The organism is Sphingomonas sp. NFR04 (assembly GCF_900114095.1).
In the GTDB taxonomy this organism is placed as follows: Bacteria; Pseudomonadota; Alphaproteobacteria; order Sphingomonadales; family Sphingomonadaceae; genus Sphingomonas.
Genome location: NZ_FORV01000007.1, coordinates 35,892 through 53,065 on the forward strand (window position 1 = coordinate 35,892; position 17,174 = coordinate 53,065).

General features: G+C 67.0%; 13 protein-coding genes. 9 read left to right on the forward strand and 4 right to left on the reverse strand.

Annotated elements, in window-relative coordinates; all coding sequences use genetic code 11:
- The first annotated feature begins 35 nt into the window (after positions 1-35).
- From BM009_RS17860 to BM009_RS17885, 6 genes are all read left to right on the forward strand, one after another.
- Complete coding sequence (locus BM009_RS17860; RefSeq protein ID WP_175488124.1) at positions 36-2,966, forward strand: 2-oxoglutarate dehydrogenase E1 component; 2,931 nt, start codon at positions 36-38, stop codon at positions 2,964-2,966.
- A 2-nt stretch (positions 2,967-2,968) separates the two neighbouring features.
- Positions 2,969-4,192, forward strand: a complete 1,224-nt coding sequence (odhB, locus tag BM009_RS17865) for a 2-oxoglutarate dehydrogenase complex dihydrolipoyllysine-residue succinyltransferase (RefSeq protein WP_093298280.1) — start codon at positions 2,969-2,971, stop codon at positions 4,190-4,192.
- Positions 4,193-4,304: 112 nt separating this feature from the next.
- Complete coding sequence (locus BM009_RS17870; protein ID WP_302847372.1) at positions 4,305-4,580, forward strand: GIY-YIG nuclease family protein; 276 nt, start codon at positions 4,305-4,307, stop codon at positions 4,578-4,580.
- Between the two features lie 105 nt (positions 4,581-4,685).
- Positions 4,686-6,080, forward strand: a complete 1,395-nt coding sequence (lpdA, locus tag BM009_RS17875; protein WP_093298283.1) for a dihydrolipoyl dehydrogenase — start codon at positions 4,686-4,688, stop codon at positions 6,078-6,080.
- A 224-nt stretch (positions 6,081-6,304) separates the two neighbouring features.
- Positions 6,305-7,489 (forward strand): BaiN/RdsA family NAD(P)/FAD-dependent oxidoreductase, encoded by a 1,185-nt coding sequence (locus tag BM009_RS17880; protein WP_093298285.1) that lies wholly within the window; start codon positions 6,305-6,307, stop codon positions 7,487-7,489.
- Positions 7,490-7,750: 261 nt separating this feature from the next.
- Complete coding sequence (locus tag BM009_RS17885; protein WP_093298286.1) at positions 7,751-9,682, forward strand: TonB-dependent receptor plug domain-containing protein; 1,932 nt, start codon at positions 7,751-7,753, stop codon at positions 9,680-9,682.
- 133 nt (positions 9,683-9,815) lie between these two features.
- Here the strand turns inward: BM009_RS17885 and metH are convergent, their stop codons facing one another.
- From metH to BM009_RS17910, 4 genes are all read right to left on the reverse strand, one after another.
- The gene (gene metH / locus BM009_RS17890; protein WP_093298287.1) at positions 9,816-12,416 is read right to left on the reverse strand and encodes a methionine synthase; all 2,601 of its coding nucleotides are present in this window, start codon (positions 12,414-12,416) and stop codon (positions 9,816-9,818) included.
- 145 nt (positions 12,417-12,561) lie between these two features.
- Positions 12,562-13,608 (reverse strand): homocysteine S-methyltransferase family protein, encoded by a 1,047-nt coding sequence (locus tag BM009_RS17895; RefSeq protein WP_093298289.1) that lies wholly within the window; start codon positions 13,606-13,608, stop codon positions 12,562-12,564.
- A 135-nt stretch (positions 13,609-13,743) separates the two neighbouring features.
- A complete protein-coding gene (metF, locus tag BM009_RS17905; protein ID WP_093298292.1) occupies positions 13,744-14,643 on the reverse strand; it encodes a methylenetetrahydrofolate reductase in 900 nt (299 codons plus the stop codon).
- A 14-nt stretch (positions 14,644-14,657) separates the two neighbouring features.
- Positions 14,658-15,608, reverse strand: a complete 951-nt coding sequence (locus BM009_RS17910; protein WP_093298293.1) for an ArsR/SmtB family transcription factor — start codon at positions 15,606-15,608, stop codon at positions 14,658-14,660.
- Between the two features lie 116 nt (positions 15,609-15,724).
- Here BM009_RS17910 and BM009_RS17915 point away from each other — a divergent pair, with 116 nt between their 5' ends.
- From BM009_RS17915 to BM009_RS17925, 3 genes are read left to right on the forward strand one after another with little or no spacing between them, the layout of a single operon-like run.
- Positions 15,725-15,958 carry a hypothetical protein gene (locus BM009_RS17915; protein WP_093298295.1) on the forward strand — a complete coding sequence of 78 codons (234 nt, stop codon included), beginning with the start codon at positions 15,725-15,727 and terminating at the stop codon, positions 15,956-15,958.
- A 38-nt stretch (positions 15,959-15,996) separates the two neighbouring features.
- Entirely contained in the window at positions 15,997-16,947 is a 951-nt protein-coding gene (locus tag BM009_RS17920; RefSeq protein ID WP_093298296.1) for an aldo/keto reductase, read from the forward strand.
- Positions 16,947-17,174, forward strand: a complete 228-nt coding sequence (locus tag BM009_RS17925) for a hypothetical protein (RefSeq protein ID WP_093298298.1) — start codon at positions 16,947-16,949, stop codon at positions 17,172-17,174. The genes BM009_RS17920 and BM009_RS17925 overlap by 1 nt, the downstream gene beginning before the upstream one ends.

A 17,174-nucleotide genomic window follows, 5' to 3' on the forward strand; every position in this document is an offset into this window, starting at 1 on the left:
GGTATGGGAGCGCTAACACGAACGGAAGCATGATCATGGGCTATGAAGGCCTCGACTTCGACGACATCGCCGGCGGTGTGAGCCCCGGCTTCGTCGAGACTTTGTACCGGCGCTACAAGAGCGATCCGGCTTCGGTGGAACCCAGCTGGCGGACCTGGTTCGAGGGTCTCGAATCGACCGCCTCGGGACCCAGCTGGCAGCGGACCAACTGGCCGCTGACCGAAACCGACGCGCTCACGGCCGGGCTCGACCCCACCCAGATGGAGCCCGCGCCGAAGCCCGCCAAGGGCGGCGCGCCGGCCAAGCCGGCCGCCCCCGCCGCCTCGACCGCGGACGTGACCAAGGCCGCGGAGGATTCGATCCGCGCGATGATGCTGATCCGCACCTACCGGGTACGCGGCCATCTCGCTGCCAATCTCGATCCGCTGGGCCTCGCCCGGCAGAATCTGCCCGCCGACCTGACGCCGGAATATCACGGCTTCTCGGGCGCCGATCTCGATCGTCCGATCTATCTCGGCGGCGCGCTCGGCCTGCAGCATGCCACGGTGCGCGAAATCGTCGCGATCCTCCAGGCCAATTACTGCGGTAATGTCGGCCTCGAGTACATGCACATCGCCGATGTCGAGGAGCGCCGCTTCCTCCAGGAGCGGATGGAAGGCAAGGACAAGGAGATCAACTTCACGCCGGACGGCAAGAAGGCGATCCTGTCCAAGGTGATCGAAGCCGAGCAGTGGGAAAAATTCCTCGGCAAGAAATATGTCGGCACCAAGCGGTTCGGCCTCGACGGCGGTGAATCGATGATCCCGGCGATGGAAGCGATCATCAAATATGGCGGCCAGCAGGGCGTCCGCGAGATCGTGTACGGCATGGCCCATCGCGGCCGCCTCAACATGCTCGCCAACGTCATGGAAAAGCCGTTCCGGATCATCTTCCATGAATTCGGCGGCGGTTCGGCCAACCCGGACGACGTCGCCGGTTCGGGCGACGTGAAGTATCACCTCGGCACCTCCACCGATCGCCAGTTCGACGGCATCAGCGTCCACATGTCGCTGGTCGCCAACCCGTCGCACCTCGAGGCGGCCGATCCGGTCGTGCTCGGCAAGGCGCGCGCGCTGCAGACGATCCGCGGCGACCTGGAAAAGCACGAGCAGGTGCTGCCGGTGCTGATCCACGGTGACGCGGCGTTCGCCGGCCAGGGCATCGTGTGGGAGACGCTCGGCTTCTCCGGCATCCGCGGCTACAACACCGGCGGCTGCATCCACTTCGTCATCAACAACCAGGTCGGCTTCACGACGAGCCCGCAGTTCGCGCGCTCCTCGCCCTATCCGTCGGATGTCGCCAAGGGCGTCCAGGCGCCGATCCTGCACGTCAACGGCGACGATCCCGAAGCCGTGACCTTCGCCTGCAAGGTGGCGATCGAGTTCCGCCAGGAATTCCACCGCGACATCGTGATCGACATGTGGTGCTATCGCCGCTTCGGCCACAATGAAGGCGACGAGCCCGGCTTCACCCAGCCGCTGATGTACCAGAAGATCCGCCAGCACCCCGGTGTGAGCAGCATCTATGGCCAGAAGCTGATCGCCGAGGGCGTGGTCGACCAGGGCTTCATCGACGAGAAGACCCACCAGTTCACCACGCTGCTCGAAGGCGAGTTCGAGGCGGGCAAGACCTATCTGCCGAACAAGGCGGACTGGTTCGCCGGCCGCTGGTCGGGCCTCGGCGCGCCGTCGGACGGTGAAGGCTCGCGGCGCAACGTCGAGACCGGCATCGAGAAGAAGCTGTTCGACAGCCTCGGCCGCACGCTGACCACGGTCCCCGAGGATCTCGAGATCCACAAGACCCTCGGCCGCGTGCTCGACGCCAAGCGCGAGATGTTCAAGACGGGCGCGAACTTCGACTGGGCGACCGGCGAGGCGCTGGCCTTCGGCTCGCTGCTCTCGGAAGGCTATACCGTCCGCCTGTCCGGCCAGGATTCGGGCCGCGGCACCTTCTCGCAGCGCCACGCCGTCTGGGTCGACCAGAAGACCGAGGCCAAGTACGTGCCGCTCACCACGGTGCCGCATGGCAGCTTCGAGGTGCTCGATTCGCCGCTGAGCGAATATGGCGTGCTCGGCTTCGAATATGGCTATGCGCTGGCGGATCCGAAGGCGCTGGTGCTGTGGGAAGCGCAGTTCGGCGACTTCGTGAACGGCGCGCAGATCATGATCGACCAGTTCATCGCGTCGGGCGAGTCCAAGTGGCTCCGCGCCAACGGCCTGGTGATGCTGCTGCCGCACGGCTATGAAGGCCAGGGCCCCGAGCACAGCTCGGCGCGTCCGGAGCGCTTCCTCCAGCTCTGCGCGCAGGACAACATGCAGGTGGTGAACATCACCACGCCGGCCAACTATTTCCACCTGCTGCGCCGGCAGATGCACCGCAACTTCCGCAAGCCGCTGATCCAGATGACGCCCAAGTCGCTGCTCCGCCACAAGATGGCGGTGTCGAGCGCCGAGGAGTTCCTGGGCGACAGTCACTTCAAGCGGATCCTGTCGGACCCCAAGGCGCCGGCGGACGCGCAGGTTAAGCGCCTCGTGCTCTGCACCGGCAAGGTGGCGTACGACCTGATGGAAGCGCGCGATGCGGCCGGCGACCAGAACACCGCGATCGTCCGGATCGAGCAGCTCTACCCGTTCCCGGGCGAGCCGCTGACCGAGCGGCTGAAGCGCATGCCCAACCTCGAAGAGGTGGTGTGGGCGCAGGAAGAGCCGAAGAACAACGGCTACTGGTTCTTCGTCGAGCCGCTGATCGAGCAATGCCTCATCGACGCGGGCACCCGCGTCCAGCGTCCGCGCTATGCGGGCCGCTCGGCGGCGGCATCGCCCGCCACCGGCCTGATGAAGCGCCACACCGCAGAGCAGGGCGCGCTCGTTGCCGACGCGCTCGGCCATAATGTCCGCGATGAAATCCGCCGCACCCGGAAAGGTTGAGAATGGCCACCGAAGTCAAAGTCCCCGTACTGGGCGAATCGATCACCGAAGCTACCGTCGGTGAATGGCTGAAGAACCCGGGCGACCCCGTCCGCGCCGACGAGCCGATCGCCAGCCTCGAGACCGACAAGGTCTCGGTCGAAGTCCCGTCGCCGGTCGCCGGCGTGATGGGCGAGCAGATCGTCAAGGTCGGCGATACCGTCGAAGTGGGTGCGGTGATCGCGATCATCGCGGGTGAAGGCGCGGCGGCCGCTCCGGCTGCTGCCCCCGCCGCTGCGGCGCCGGCTGCTACCCCGGCCCCGGCGCCTGCCGCTGCGCCGGCCCCCTCGGCCGATGCCGCGGCGCTGTCGCCGTCGGTGCGCCGTGCGGTGCTCGAAACGGGTGTCGATCCCTCGACCGTGCAGGGCACCGGCAAGGACGGCCGCCTGACCAAGGACGACGTGATCGCCGCCGCCAGCAGCAAGCCTGCTGCGCCGGCTCCGGCTGCCGCGCCGGCACCTGCCGCTGCCCCGGCTTCGACCGGCGGTCGCAAGGAAGAGCGCGTGCGGATGACCCGCCTGCGCCAGACCGTCGCCAAGCGCCTCAAGGAAGCGCAGAACACCGCTGCCATGCTCACCACGTTCAACGACGTGGACATGACCGCGGTGATCGAGGCGCGCGCCAAGTACAAGGACCTGTTCGAGAAGAAGCACGGCGTCCGCCTCGGCTTCATGGGCTTCTTCGTGAAGGCCGCGTGCATGGCGCTGAAGGACATCCCCGGCGTCAACGGCTCGATCGAAGGCGACGAGATCGTCTATCACGATTATTGCGACGTCTCGGTCGCGGTCTCGGCCCCGCAGGGCCTGGTCGTCCCGGTGATCCGCGATGCGCAGGACCTGTCGGTCGCGGGCATCGAGCGCACGATCGGCGATTTCGGCAAGCGCGCCAAGGACGGCACGCTGAAGATGGACGAGATGAAGGGCGGTACCTTCACCATCTCCAACGGCGGCGTGTTCGGCTCGCTGATGTCGACTCCGATCATCAACCCGCCGCAGTCGGCCGTGCTCGGCCTGCACCGCATCGAGGATCGTCCGGTGGTGCACAACGGCCAGGTCGTCGTCCGCCCGATGATGTACCTCGCGCTCAGCTACGACCACCGCCTGGTCGACGGCCGCGAGGCGGTGACCTTCCTCGTCGCGATCAAGAACGCGATCGAGGATCCGACCCGCCTGCTGATCGACCTCTAATCGTGCCCCTGCGAAAGCAGGGGCCCAGGGTCGCGGCGTACTGCGCTCGCCTTGGGTCTCCGCTTCCGCAGGTGCGCAAAGACCAAGGAGAAGCCCTACGAAATCCGGCTGCGTGTACATCATGGCCAACAAGCGCAACGGCACGATCTATGTCGGATCGACCAGCGACTTGCCCGCCCGAGCGTACCAGCATCGCACCGGCATGATCGAGGGCTTCACCAAGGACAAAGGCTGCACGCTCCTCGTCTGGTACGAGGCGCATGAGGATCTGGACGGAGCGCGGCTTCGCGAACGCCAGATGAAGAAATGGAAGCGGGCGTGGAAGATCGAGCTGATCGAACGCGACAACCCGCAGTGGAAGGATTTGTACGGGACGCTCTTCGGCTGAGTCGCGCGATGGTGCCGGATCGAAGAACGTCCTTCGCAACCCTGGGCTCCTGCGTTCGCAGGAGCACGGCAAGGCGCCTGACGCGGCGCACGCATGGAGCGGAAAATGGCTGAATATGATTTCGACGTCCTGATCATCGGTTCCGGCCCCGGCGGCTATGTCGCGGCGATCCGCGCGGCGCAGCTGGGCCTCAAGACCGGCTGCGTCGAGAGCCGCGAGACGCTGGGCGGCACCTGCCTCAACGTCGGCTGCATCCCCTCCAAGACGCTGCTCAACGCGTCCGAGCTGTTCTACGAAGCCGCCTCGGGCGCGCTCGCCAAGCATGGCGTGAAGCTGGGCTCGGTCGAGCTCGACCTGCCGGCGATGATGGCCGACAAGGACAAGGCCGTGAAGGGCCTGACCGGCGGCATCGAATTCCTGTTCAAGAAGAACAAGATCGAGTGGGTGAAGGGCCTCGGCACCTTCATCGATGCGCACACCGTGCAGGTGGGCGAGCGCACCGTCACCGCCAAGAATATCGTGATCGCCACCGGCTCGTCGGTGACCCCGCTGCCGGGCGTGACGATCGACCAGAAGGTCGTCGTCGACTCCACCGGCGCGATCGCGCTGGAGAAGGTGCCGGCGAACATGGTCGTGATCGGCGGCGGCGTGATCGGGCTCGAGCTCGGCTCGGTCTGGCAGCGCCTCGGCGCCAAGGTGACCGTGGTCGAGTATCTCGACCAGCTGCTCCCGGGCATGGACGGTGAAGTCCGCAAGGAAGCCGCCAAGATCTTCAAGAAGCAGGGCATGGAGATCAAGCTCTCCACCAAGGTGACCGGCGTCGTCGTCAATGGCGACAAGGCCACCGTCACGATCGAGCCCGCCGCCGGCGGCACGCCTGAGACGCTGGAAGCCGATGCCGTGCTCGTCGCGATCGGCCGCCGTCCGAACACCGAGGGCCTGGGCCTCGACAAGATCGGCATCACGCCGAACCAGCGCGGCCAGATCGAGACCGACCACAGCTTCCGCACCGCCGTCGACGGCGTGTGGGCGATCGGCGACGTGATCCCGGGCCCGATGCTCGCGCACAAGGCCGAGGACGAAGGCATCGCGGTCGCCGAGAACATCGCGGGCCTGACCGGCATCGTGAACCATGCGGTGATCCCGAGCGTCGTCTACACCCACCCCGAAATCGCCGGCGTCGGCCTCACCGAGGAGCAGGCGCGCGAAAAGGGCGAAGTGAAGGTCGGCAAGTTCCCGATGGCGGGCAACAGCCGCGCCAAGGCGATCGACGACACCACCGGCTGGGTGAAGGTGATTGCCGACGCCAAGACCGATCGCGTACTCGGCGCCTGGATCATCACCGCGCCGGCCGGCACGATGATCGCCCAGGTGGCCCAAGCGATGGAGTTCGGCGCGACGTCGGAGGACATCGCCTACACCTGCCATGCCCACCCGACGCATAGCGAAGCGATCAAGGAAGCGGCGATGGGCGTGCTCGGCAAGCCGATCCACATCTGATCCCGGTTTAGGCCACCCTCACCCTCCCATCGCTGGCGCGATGGGCCCCTCCCTCTCCCAAGGGGAGAGGGGTAAAAGTCCCTCTCCCCTTGGGAGAGGGAAGGAGCCGCGAAGCGGCGGAAGGGTGAGGGTGATCCAGCCCACCAAGATCCAAAGCAAAACGCCGCCGGCCCCTCGGCGGCGTTTTGCTGTTCCGGCTTCTCGAACCGCGCTAACGCCCCCGCATGACCAACTCCCTCGGCACCCATGACGCAATCCTCCTCGGCGCTGGCGCCGCGGGGATGTTCTGCGCCGCGATGGCGGGACAGCGGGGTCGCCGCGTGCTGCTGCTCGATCATGCCGAGGCGCCGGGGAAGAAGATCCTGATCTCCGGCGGCGGGCGGTGCAATTTCACCAATCTCGGAACCGCGCCCGATCGCTACCTCTCCGCCAACCCGCATTTCGCCAAGTCGGCGCTGGGCCGCTACACCGCGCAGGACTTCCTCGCGCTGGTCGAGCGCCACGGCATCGCCTGGCACGAGAAGACGCTGGGCCAGCTGTTCTGCGACGGCTCCGCGCGCCAGATCGTCGACATGCTGCTCGGCGAATGCTCGATGGGCGGCGTGACGATCGAACTCGGCGCGAGCATCACCGCGATCGACCACGCCGATGGCCGCTTCCGCGTGACCACCAGCAAGGGCGTGGCCGAGGCCCCTGCCCTGGTCATCGCCACCGGCGGCCCGGCGATCCCCAAGCTCGGCGCGACCGGCTTCGCCTATGACCTTGCCCGCCGCTTCGGCCTCAAGGTGGTCGAGCCGCGGCCCGCGCTCGTCCCCCTCACCCTCGGCCCGGACCAGGCGCTGTTCCGCGATCTTTCGGGCGTCTCCACCCCGGTTGCCGCAAGCGCCGGCAAGGCGGCGTTTCGGGAGGCGGCACTGTTCACCCATCGCGGCCTGTCCGGCCCGGCGATCCTGCAGGTCTCCTCCTACTGGAAGCATGGCGAATCGATCGCGATCGACTTCCTGCCCGAGCATCCCAAGGGCTGGCTGCGCGAGGCCAAGCGCGCCGAGCCCCGTCTGGGCCTCCGCACGCTGCTCAACCGCCAGCTGCCTGACCGGCTCGCCACCACGCTCGCCGAACGCATCGCGCTTCCCAGCGAACTCGGCAATTGCCGCGACGCGCTGCTGGACCAGGCCGAGGCACAGCTGGCGGGCTGGCGCTTCACCCCCAACGGCACCGAAGGCTTCGCCAAGGCCGAAGTGACCGTCGGCGGGATCAGCACCGCCGACCTTTCCTCGCAGACGATGGAAGCGCGGAAAGTGCCCGGCCTCTACGCGATCGGCGAAGCGGTGGACGTCACCGGCTGGCTCGGCGGTTACAATTTTCAATGGGCCTGGGCGAGCGGCTGGGCCGCAGCGCAAGCGGTATAAGATAGCCTTTCTGTTGCGCGAACAGCACGTCAGACTCCGGAAAGTTGCTTAACACCCGGTTTTCATTTGCAAAGCTTGCGCCGCTTCGGCCAGACTTGCGGGAAGGGGCAGCTATCTTGTTGGTCCTGGGGGGACATTTCGAGTCGGATGAAAGTCAGGTGCGTTTTGGCGGCCGCCGCATTGGCCTGCCCTGTCACCGCGTTCGCACAGCAACAGCCTGAACCGGCTTCAGGCGCCCCCGGCGCGCCGCCTGCCGCAGGGGTGCTGGTCTATGGCCCCGACTTCTTCGCCAACACCGCCCTGCCCACCGCGCTCGACATGGTCCAGCGTCTGCCCGGTTTCACGCTGGACGTGGGCAACGGCGACGCGCGCGGCATCGCCGGCAATACCGGCAACGTGCTGATCGACGGCAAGCCGCCTGCCTCCAAGACCGACGGGCTGGGCGAGATCCTCCGCCGGATCAGCGCCGGCAGCGTCGCGCGGATCGAGCTGATCCGCGGCGGGGCACCGGGCATCGACATGCAGGGCCGCGCCGTGATCGCCAATGTCGTGCTCAAGCGCACCGCCGCGACCGAGAAGCTGATCAACTACCAGAGCTATGTCTATCGCGACGGCTATGTCGGCCCGGACGTGACGCTGCAATATGCCCGGCGCGACGGCGATCGCCGCGACGAAGTGTCGCTGGAGGTGATCAGCGACCGCACCAGCGGCACCGCGCAGGGCAACCGCGTCCGCCGGGATGCCGCGGGCAATCTGCTCGTCCGACAGACGCTCGACCTGTGGGACCGCGACCGCACCGCGATCCTGCGCTCGACGATCCAGCGCACCGCCGGCGGCGGGCTGCTCACCGTCAACGGCCGCTTCGACTATCTCGATTACCCGACCAGCTTCACCGCCACATCGGTGGAAGGCAGCGGCGACAACACGCGCGCCACCGACATCACGCACCAGTGGAAGGGCGAACTCGGCGCCAACTGGACGCGGGCGCTCGGCCAGAAGAGCGAAGTGGAAGTAATCGGGCTGCAGCGGCTGGGCCATCTCGGCTATGATTCGGACACGCTGGTCGGCGATTTCGCCTCCACCTTCGGCCAGCAGTCGCGCACCGGCGAATCGATCCTGCGCACGATCCTGCGCCACAAGACGAACCCCAAGCTGTCGTTCGAAGGCGGCGGCGAGATCGCCTATAACTTCCTCGACAATCGCACGACCTATACCGAGGAAGGCGCCCCCGTGGCGCTGCCCGACGAGAAGGTGTTCGTCAGCGAAGTGCGCGGCGAGCTGTTCTGGCTGGCGCGCTGGCAGCCCTCTGCGCCGGTGACGCTGGAGGCGGGGCTGCGCACCGAGATGTCGCGCATCCGCTCCGATGGCGATACCCAGCGCAGCCGCTCCTTCTTCTATCCCAAGCCGCGCGTGCAATTGACGCTGCGCCCCAACGCGCGCGACCAGATCCGGCTGCGGGCGGAGCAGAGCGTCAGCCAGCTCGACTTCACCAATTTCGTCGCGGCGACCGAGATCAACCTCGGCACCGTCCGGGCCGGCAATGGCGATCTGCGGCCCGAGCAGACGCTCACGCTGGAGGCCGTGGTCGAACACCGCTTCTGGGGCAAGGGCGCGCTGGAGCTGGGTGCCAAGCACGAAGCGACGCGGCACGTGATCGACTATATCCCGCTGGAGGGTGGGTTCGACGCGATCGGCAATATCGGCACCGGCACCCGCGACACGCTGTCGAGCACGCTGACGCTGCCGTTCGACAAGCTGGGCATCAAGGATGCACGCTTCCGCGGCAATGCCGAGGTGGTGCGCAGCCACGTCACCGATCCGCTGACCGGCGCACGGCGGCGCTACACCAACGAAGTGCCGTTCACCTGTTCGGGCAGCTTCAGCCAGGACCTGTTCGGCGGCCGCTTCACCTATGGCGTGTACGGCAGCTGCGGCCAGCCCGCGACCAGCCTCTATCGCATCGCCGAGTATCGCTCGACCGCGATCGAACCGAGTTTCGAGGTCTATGGCATCTGGAAACCAAGCAAGCGGCTGACGATCCGGCTCGACGCCAGCAGCCTCAACAACCCCGCGCGCATCTACGACCGCGACGTGTACACCGGCGAGCGCAACGCCGCGCCGCTGGCCTATCGCGAGCGGCGCGTTCAGCGGCGCGGGCAGTATCTCTACGTGCAGATCCGCCGGGCGCTGTAGGGCTGCCCGCCGCACCACACCACACCCGTCATTCCCGCGAAGGCGGGAATCCATTCGCCTGTGCGGGCGCAGATGGAGCCGAAACACCTGCGCCAATGGATCCCCGCCTTCGCGGGGATGACGATAAGCGTTTTTAGTCCAGGTTCGGCCGCAGATAACGGGTCGCCAGTTCCTCGCTGATCCCGCGGCGGACCGCGTAATCCTTGAGCTGGTCCTGCCCCACGCGTGCCACGCCGAAATATTCGGCCTGCGGGTGCCCGAAATAGAAGCCCGACACCGCCGCTGTGGGCAGCATCGCGAAGCTCTCGGTGAGGCTGATGCCGGTGCGCTTGTGCGCATCGAGCAGGTCGAACAGGATCGGCTTGAGGCTGTGCTCGGGGCAGGCAGGATAGCCCGGCGCCGGGCGAATGCCGCGATACTGCTCGCGGACGAGTGCCTCGTTGTCGAGCTGCTCGCCCTCGGCATAGCCCCACAGCGCGGTTCGGACGAACTTGTGGAGACGTTCCGCAAAGGCTTCGGCGAGACGGTCGGCCAGCGCCTTCAGCAGGATGTCCGAATAGTCGTCGATCGCCGCCTTGAAGCGGGCGAGGTGCGGCTCGATGCCGTGGATCGAGACCGCGAAGCCGCCGATCCAGTCGCCGTCATGGTCGATGAAGTCGGCCAGGCACATATTGGCGCGGCCCTCGCGCTTGGCGATCTGCTGGCGCAGGAACGGCAGGCGGACATGGTTCTCGTTCTCGAGATGCACGATCACGTCGTCGCCCTCACGCCGGCACGGCCACAGCCCCGCCACGCCGCGTGCGGTAAGCCAGCGCTCGTCGATGATCCTGTCGAGCATCTTCTGCGCATCGGCGAACAGCGAGGTCGCGCTTTCGCCGACCACTTCGTCGGTCAGGATCGCCGGGTAGTTGCCGGCCAGCTCCCAGGCGCGGAAGAAGGGGGTCCAGTCGATATAGTCGCACAGGTCCTTGAGGTCCCAGTCGTCGAAGCTATGGACGCCGGGCAGGCGCGGCTTGCCCGGCTTGAGGCTCATGTCCGCCTCGAAAGCGTTGGCACGGGCGTCCTCCAGCGGCAGCAGCTCGCTCTGGCCCTTGCCGGCGCGGGTGACGCGGACATGCTCATATTCGTCCGCCACCTTGGTGACATACGGATCGCGCTGCGTGTCCGATACGAGCGCCGTCGCCACGCCGACCGCGCGGCTTGCGTCGAGCACGTGCACGACCGGGCCGGTATAGGCCGGATCGATGCGCAGCGCGGTGTGGACGCGGCTGGTGGTCGCGCCGCCGATGAGCAGCGGCATCGTCATCTGCGCGCGCTGCATTTCCTCGGCGACGGTCACCATCTCGTCCAGGCTCGGGGTGATCAGGCCGGACAGGCCGATCATGTCCGCATCATGCTCCACGGCCGCCTGGAGGATGTTCGACCAGGGCACCATCACGCCCAGATCCACCACCTCGAAGCCGTTGCACTGGAGCACCACGCCGACGATATTCTTGCCGATATCGTGCACATCGCCCTTCACCGTGGCGAGCACGATCTTGCCCTTGCCCTTGGCACCGGGCTCCTTCATCGCCTCGATATAGGGGAGGAGGTGGGCCACCGCCTTCTTCATCACGCGGGCGGATTTCACCACCTGCGGCAGGAACATCTTGCCCGAGCCGAACAGGTCGCCGACGACGTTCATGCCGTCCATCAGCGGGCCTTCGATCACTTCGATCGGGCGGGCGAAGGCGAGGCGGCATTCCTCGGTATCCTCGACGACATACATGTCGATGCCCTTGACCAGCGCATGCTCGAGCCGCTTGGTCACCGGCCAGCTGCGCCATTCCGCCGCCTGCTTTTCCGCCACCGCATCGGTGCCGCGATACTTCTCGGCCAGCGCGACCAGCCGCTCGCCCGCCTCGGGATCGCGGTTGAGCACCACGTCCTCGCAGGCGACGCGCAGCTCGGGATCGATCGCGTCATAGACGTCGAGCTGGCCGGCATTGACGATCGCCATGTCCATGCCCGCGGGGATGGCGTGGTAGAGGAACACGCTGTGCATCGCCCGGCGCACCGGCTCGTTGCCGCGGAAGCTGAACGACAGGTTCGACAGGCCGCCCGAGATATGGACGTGCGGGCAGCGCTTCTTGATCTCGCGACACGCCTCGATGAAGTCGACGCCGTAGTTGTTGTGCTCCTCGATGCCCGTCGCCACCGCGAACACATTGGGATCGAAGATGATGTCCTCAGGGGGAAAGCCGATGCCGGTGAGCAGCTTGTAGGCGCGCTCGCAGATCTCGACCTTGCGGGCTTGCGTGTCGGCCTGCCCGACCTCGTCGAACGCCATGACGACCACGGCGGCGCCGTATGCCATGCACTTGCGGGCGTGCGCGAGGAACGCCGCCTCGCCTTCCTTCATGCTGATCGAATTGACGATCGGCTTGCCCGAGACGCACTTCAGCCCCGCCTCGATCACGTCCCACTTGGAGCTGTCGATCATCACCGGCACGCGGGCGATGTCCGGCTCGGCGGCGATCAGCTTGAGGAAGGTGGTCATCGCCTCGTGCGCGTCGAGCAGACCCTCGTCCATGTTGACGTCGATCACCTGTGCGCCGTTCTCGACCTGCTGGCGCGCGACTTCGACCGCGGCGGGATAGTCGCCGGCCATCACCAGCTTCTTGAAGCGGGCCGATCCGGTGACGTTGGTGCGCTCGCCGATATTGACGAAGTTGGTGGAGGAAGGCGTGGTCATCGGGTTTCTTCTTCTTCGATCCTCCCCCGGAGGGGGAGGGGGACCATGCGAAGCATGGTGGAGGGGTATCGCGCTATCGGGAGGGGGACACCCCTCCGTCAGGCCTTCGGCCTGCCACCTCCCCTTGCAGGGGAGGATCTGAACGTCAGGCCGCCATGGTGAACGGTTCGAGGCCGGCGAGCCGCGTCCGCACTTCCGGCGTCGGGATGGCACGCGGGGTGAGCCCCTGCACCGCCTTGGCGATCGCGCCGATATGCGCGGGCGTCGAGCCGCAGCAGCCGCCGAGGATGTTCACCTGCCCCGCATCGGCCCATTCCTTGACGAGGCCGGCCGTCGTCGCCGGCATCTCGTCATAGGCGCCGAGCTCGTTGGGCAGGCCCGCATTCGGGTAGACCATGATCAGCGTGTCGCAAAGCGCCGACAGCGTCTTCACGTGCGGGCGGAGCTGCTCGGCGCCGAACGAGCAATTGAGCCCGATCGTCACCGGCCGCGCATGGCGCACCGCCGCCCAGAATGCCTCGACCGTGTGGCCGGAAAGGTTGCGGCCGGACAGGTCGGTCAGCGTCATCGAGAGCATGATCGGCAGGTCGCGGCCCAGCGCCTCGCCCGCCTCGATCGCCGCCATGATGCCGGCCTTGGCGTTGAGCGTGTCGAACACCGTCTCGATCAGCACGAAGTCGATGCCGCCTTCGACCAGCGCATCGATCTGCTCGCGGTACACGTCCTTGAGGTAATCGAAGTCGATCTCGCGATAGCCGGGATCGTTGACGTCCGGCGAGAGCGACAGCGTCTTGTTGGTCGGGCCCAGCGCGCCGGCGACGAAGCGCGGGCGGCCATCCTTCGCTTCATATTCGTCGGCGATTTGGCGGGCGAGCTTGGCGCTCTCGATGTTGATCGCGCGCACCAGATGCTCGGCGCCGTAATCGGCCTGGCTGATCCGGTTGGCGGAAAAGGTGTTGGTCTCGGCGATGTCCGCCCCGGCCTCGAAATAGGCGCGGTGGATCGAGCCGGGCACCTCGGGCTTGGTCAGCGCGAGGATGTCGTTGTTGCCCTTCTGATCGTGGCTGAGGCCGAGAGTACCGGCATAGGCGGCCTCGTCGAGCTTCCAGTTCTGGATCTCGGTGCCGAACGCGCCGTCGGTGATCAGGATGCGCTTGGCGGCTTCGGCCAGCAGTTTCTCGCGTGCAGTCATGTCAAATTCCTACTTTAGCCCCTCCCCTTCAGGGGAGGGGTTGGGGTGGGGGACACCGCTGCAAGCCCGGGGACTCACTTCTCGGTCATGCCCCACCCCCAACCCCTCCCCTGAAGGGGAGGGGCTTAGGTTGGGTTACGCCGCTGCCACCGCCGGCTGTTGCCGCGGGCGGAGCCCCAGCAGGTGGCAGATCGCGTAGCTCAGCTCGGCGCGGTTGAGCGTGTAGAAGTGGAACTGCCGAACGCCGCCCGCATAGAGCTTGCGGCAAAGTTCCGCCGTCAGCGTCGCCGTCACCAGCTGGCGCGCCGAGGGATGCTCGTCGAGCCCCTCGAACAGCTTCTCCATCCAGGCCGGCACGTCGGTGCCGCACATCGCGGACATCTTCACCACGCTGGCATAGTTCATCACCGGCATGATGCCCGGCACGATCTCGGCATGGATCCCCGCCGCCGCCGCGCGGTCGCGGAAGCGCAGGAAGGTCTCGGCCTCGAAGAAGAACTGGGTGATCGCGCGGTTGGCGCCGGCATCGATCTTGCGCTTCAGATTGTCGAGATCGGCCTCGGGGCTCGGCGAATCCGGATGGCATTCGGGATAGGCGCTCACCGAAATCTCGAACGGGTGCAGCCGGCGCAGGCCCGCGACCAGATCGGCCGCATTCTCATAGCCGCCGGGATGGGTGCGATACTTCTCGCCGGCGCGGGGCGGATCGCCGCGCAGGGCGACGATGTGGCGCACGCCCGCCGCCCAATATTCCTCGGCGATCTGGTCGATCTCCTCGCGCGTCGCCTCGACGCAGGTAAGGTGCGCGGCGGCCGCCAGCGGCGTTTCGCGCGCGATCTTCGAGACCGTGGCATGGGTGCGCTCGCGGGTGGTCCCGCCCGCGCCATAGGTGACGCTGACAAAGCGCGGTCCGAGCGGCGACAGCGTCTCGATCGACGACCACAGCGTCTCTTCCATCTTCTCGGTCTTGGGCGGGAAGAATTCGAAGCTCACTGCCACGTCGCCCGCCACATCGGCGAACAGGGGCGGTGCCATGGGGTCTACGATGCTCATGCCGCCTTCACCTTTTCCACGCTCTCCCCGGTCTTGCGACCGAGCCACAATTTCACCGTCAGCGCACCGCCTTCCAGCGTCTGCACCTGCACCGGGGCGAGCCCGGCGCGATCGAACCAGCCGAGCATCTGCTCGTCCGAAAACCCCAGCCGGGCATGCGCATCGCGGGTGCGCAGCTCCTCGCGCTCATGCGGCGCGAAATCGACGATCAGCAGCCGCCCGCCGGGGCCGAGCACGCGGGCCGCCTCGCCGATCGCCGCCGCCGGTTGCTGCGCGAAGTGGAGCACATGATGCAATATAGCAGTATCCGCAGCCCCATCCTGCAGCGGCAGCGCATAGAGATCGGCCTGGCGCAGCTCGGCATGGCCGAGATCGGCGAGCTTGGCGCGCGCCAGCCGCAGCATTTCGGACGAGCGATCGATTCCCACCGCCTGCGCGGCGCGTGGGCCGAACAGCTCGAGCATCCGGCCCGTGCCGGTGCCGATATCGACCAGCGTGCCGAGCGAGCCCTCGCCGAGCGCGGTGCCCATCGCGGCCTCGACTTCGCTCTCCGCGACATGCAGCGATCGGATCGCATCCCATTGACCGGCATTGCTCTCGAACCAGCTCTCCGCCGCGCTGGCCCGGTCGGCGCGCACGGCCGAGAGCCGCGCCTGGTCGGCGACCACCCAAGGGTCGCCTGCCAGTTCCCAGGCGTCCAGTGCGGCGAGCACGGGTAAAGTGACCGCCTGCCGGCCGAGCGCCACGAACACCCAGCTGCCTTCCTTGCGTCGTTCGGCCACGCCCGCGTCGCACAGGATCTTGACGTGGCGAGAGACGCGCGGCTGGCTCTGCCCCAGCACCTGCGCCAGTTCGCCGACGCTCAGCTCCATCGCACGCAGCAATGCTACGATCCGCAACCGGGTCGAATCCGCGAGCGCGCGGAAGATGGCGAGGGGCTCTGTCATGGGCGGAATAGAGATATAAAGATATCTTTATATCAGGTCAACGCATCGCTGTGCGGTTGCATGCGTTTGCGCCTCTGGCTAGCCCGGCCCCGAACCCCGTGAAGGAACCCATTCCCATGCGCAAGCTTCTCCTCCTCCCCGTAGCCGCGCTGGCGCTCACCGGCCTTGCCGCCTGCGGCAACAAGGCGAAGAACGAAGCCGCCGAGGCCAATGAGGCGATGGCCGGCGACAGCAACACGATGGGCGACGCCGTCGCCGATGTGAACGCCGCCGAGGATGCTGCCTTCGCCAATGCCGAGAGCGCCTATTCGAACGACACCGGGCCGGCCGGCAACGAGATCACCGACTGACGCGTTCCTCGCCCTCCTCTTCCCTTCGGAGACCAGCCATGCCGCATCTTCGCCACCTCGGCGCCTCGGGCCTCGAGATTTCGCCGCTCGTGCTGGGCGGCAACGTGTTCGGCTGGACCGCCGACAAGGCCGCCAGCTTCCGCATCCTCGATCGCTTCGCCGAGCGCGGCGGGGTAATGATCGACACCGCCGATGTCTATTCGGCCTGGGTTTCGGGCCACAAGGGCGGCGAGTCCGAGACGGTGATCGGCGAATGGCTGCGCAGCTCCGGCAAGCGCGACCAGGTGCTGATCGCCACCAAGGTCGGCATGCTGCCAGGCGAGGGCGGCGAGAAACTGGCACCCGCGCGCATCGCCGCAGCGGCCGAGGCGTCGCTCCAGCGGCTGGGTATCGAGACGATCGACCTCTATTTCGCGCACCAGGACGATGAGAGCGTGCCGCAGGAGGACTATCTCGCGGCGTTCGGCGCGCTGATCGATGCAGGCAAGGTCCGTGCGCTGGGCGCGTCCAACTTCCACGCGATGCGGCTGAAGTCGGCGCTCGATATCGCCGCCAAGGAAGGGCTGCCGCACTTCCGGGTGCTGGAGCCCGAATACAACCTCGTCAGCCGCCGCAAGTTCGAGGGCGAGCTGCAGGATCTGTGCATCACCCACAATCTCGGCGTGATCCCCTATTACGGCCTCGCCTCGGGCTTCCTCACCGGCAAGTATCGCAGCGAAGCCGATCTCTCGAAGAGCGTGCGCGGCGGAGGCATGGCCAAGCTGCTCGCGGGCAAGGGCGGGAAGGTGCTGGCGGCGATGGACGAGGTCGCGGCCGAGACCGGCGCCAGTCTCGCCCAGATTGCGCTCGCCTGGCTGGCCGCGCAGGACGGCGTCACCGCGCCGATCGCCAGCGCGACGAGCATCGAGCAGCTCGACGAACTGATCGGCGCCTGGGACGTGGAACTCAGCCACGATCAGCGCGACCGCCTGACCGCCGCCGGGGCCTGATGACCGAAGCCGACCTGATCGACCGCATCGTCGCGCAACTGGTCCGCCGCCACGGCGGCACCGTGCGCCGCTGGAAGACCGTGCTGGGCAAGGTTCGCCTCTACGACGCGGAGACGCACCCGCATTGCAACTGGTCGCTGGCACCCAGCGGCGCTCCGGGCGATGTCGCGGCGGTGGAGAAGCTGCTCGACGAGCTGCGGATCACCTATCCGATCGTCAACGGCTGA